Consider the following 2415-nt stretch of genomic DNA (forward strand, 5'->3'; position numbering starts at 1 on the left):
ACCCTTCCCACTTCATTCTTCACTCTTCACTCTTAACCCCTAAACGCTCTCGCTGATAGTTACCACTTTGTACATTTTCACACCATGCTTGATTATCTAGGTACCACTGAACGGTTTTACGAAGCCCAGTTTCAAAGGTTTCAATGGGATTCCAGTTGAGCTCTTTACTCATTTTCGATGCATCGATAGCATAGCGCCTATCGTGTCCAGGACGATCAGCTACATACGTAATAAGAGAAGAGTAAGTTGTTAGGGGCGCTCCATCTTTACACTTCACACCTCTCGCTTCACTCGGTACTAACTCATCGAGTATTTCACAAATAGTGGTAACCACTTCAAGGTTAGTTTTCTCATTATGACCACCAATATTATACGTTTGCCCAACTTCCCCTTGGGTTGCAACATTAAATAAAGCACGGGCGTGATCTTCAACATATAACCAGTCTCGAATTTGAGAACCATCACCATAAATAGGTAATGACTTACCCTCTAACGCGTTTAAAATAACGAGTGGTATTAGCTTTTCAGGAAAATGGAATGGGCCATAATTATTAGAACAGTTAGTAATAACAACGGGTAAACCATAAGTACGCTGCCATGCCCTTACCAAATGATCAGAGCCCGCTTTACTGGCAGAATATGGGCTACTTGGTGCATAGGCTGTTTGCTCAGTAAATAAAGGTAAATTATGTGAAGTGCTAGGTGTTAAGTGTGAGGTGTCTTCACTCTTCACGCTTTCCGCTTCACTCTTCACTCTTAAGTGTGAGGTGTTTTCACTCTTCACACTTTCCGCTTCACTCTTTTCATCCTTCACATCATCAGGATGGGGTAAATCACCATACACCTCATCAGTAGAGATGTGATGAAACCTAAACGACTGCTTTTGCGTTTCTGGTAATGTATTCCAGTAGTCTTTTGCTGCCTCTAGAAGCGTATATGTACCAACAATATTAGTTTTAATAAACTCACCAGGGCCATCAATCGAGCGGTCAACATGAGACTCAGCGGCAAGGTGCATTATAATATCTGGCTTATGGGTATTCAGTATTGTGTCAACATGTGCGCGTTCGCAAATATCGGCTTGAACAAAAGTGTAACGCTCAGAGCTGTCAATACTTTTTAAAGACTGAAGGTTACCAGCATAAGTGAGTTTATCTAAGTTAATAACTTTATGAGGCGTCTCATTTATTAAAAAACGGACAACAGCACTGCCAATAAATCCAGCGCCACCGGTAACAAGTATCTTCATTTTTAACCTTTATACTATTATAAATACCCAATGCACTACTTAAAAAGCGCATTATTTAAATCATATACCACTCGCTTAAATTAAACTTTATGCGTGCTTCTTAAAAAGTTTCGAGTGAGTACAACAACAACGCCGAACATTACGCCAAGTAATAATCCTAACACCGCTATTAATGCACGTTTAGGCTTATACTTTTCTTCTGAGGCAATAGCAGGGTCAATCGTTTTAAATACATATTCTGTTCGAACGTTAGCAAACATAATGGTTTTTGCTTGTTCTTCTACTAGCCCATAAAGTACTGCTCTGATATCGGCTATTTTGGTTTGCTCTATTTGTTCTGATAAATATTTAATACTTTTATCTGCCTCAAGCACATCCCGCTCTTTCATTGTTTGGTTAATATCCGCAATTAACCAATCAACCCACTGTTTAGCAACGTGTGGCGATAAGTGCTCAACAGAAAGCGTTACCATACCGGTATCTTTATCTGATGTTGTCGCCACTATTTCTTTGAATTTTTTATATGCTTCTTGCATTGAGGGCTCAGGTTTAAATGGAGGCTCTACTTCACGCACCCATTTTTTTTCGCTTGGTAGGTATATTTCTTCATCATAGGTAAGGGTATTTGTTTCTCTTTCCCACGTTTTGGCAGCCATTAACTCGGGTAATACTCGATGCTGCTGAATAAAGTAACTTATAAATTTACGTGAATTAAGCACCTCAAGCGCGAGTTGTGTTTTATCAATTTCGCCCCCAGCACCTAAATTAACCCCAGCTAAACTCGCTAAACCACCAAATTGACCCGACAGTGCCCCTAACCCACCTGACTGACCTTGCTCTGCGGGTGCTAATAATGCCTGAGACTGATATATGTTAGGCTGATAAAGTGCATAAGCCACCCCCGCTACCGTAAAACACGCGGTAATAACCATAATAAGAACTTTACTTTTCCATAAAATCAAAAAAAACGCATACAAGTCAATTTCGTCATCCGTTAAATCTTGCGTTGCAATACGCTGATTAGCTTGCGGTGCCTTTTTTAAATTATTATCCATATAATGAAATCTCACAAAACAAAACAGTGGCGCAGTGTAGCAAACAACGCAGAGGTTGTGAATTTTCAATTGTAGAGGTAACTGTAAATTTAGAATGGTGAATGGTGAATG

At 39.8% G+C, this 2415-nt stretch carries 2 protein-coding genes; both read right to left on the reverse strand.

Annotated features, from left to right (window positions below):
- Positions 1-19: 19 nt before the first annotated feature.
- Positions 20-1249, reverse strand: a complete 1230-nt coding sequence (locus tag CWB76_RS18905) for a dTDP-glucose 4,6-dehydratase (protein WP_138609666.1) — start codon at positions 1247-1249, stop codon at positions 20-22.
- An 80-nt stretch (positions 1250-1329) separates the two neighbouring features.
- Complete coding sequence (locus CWB76_RS18910) at positions 1330-2304, reverse strand: Wzz/FepE/Etk N-terminal domain-containing protein (RefSeq protein ID WP_138609668.1); 975 nt, start codon at positions 2302-2304, stop codon at positions 1330-1332.
- Positions 2305-2415 lie beyond the last annotated feature (111 nt).

Origin of the sequence: Pseudoalteromonas sp. S1609 (genome assembly GCF_005887255.1) — a bacterium.
In the GTDB taxonomy this organism is placed as follows: domain Bacteria; phylum Pseudomonadota; class Gammaproteobacteria; order Enterobacterales; family Alteromonadaceae; genus Pseudoalteromonas.

Bases quoted from the DNA above. Each gene is read 5' to 3' on its own strand.
- CWB76_RS18905 (WP_138609666.1), bottom strand. From the start codon at position 1,249: ATGAAGATACTTGTTACCGGTGGCGCTGGATTTATTGGCAGTGCTGTT.
- CWB76_RS18910 (WP_138609668.1), bottom strand. From the start codon at position 2,304: ATGGATAATAATTTAAAAAAGGCACCGCAAGCTAATCAGCGTATTGCA.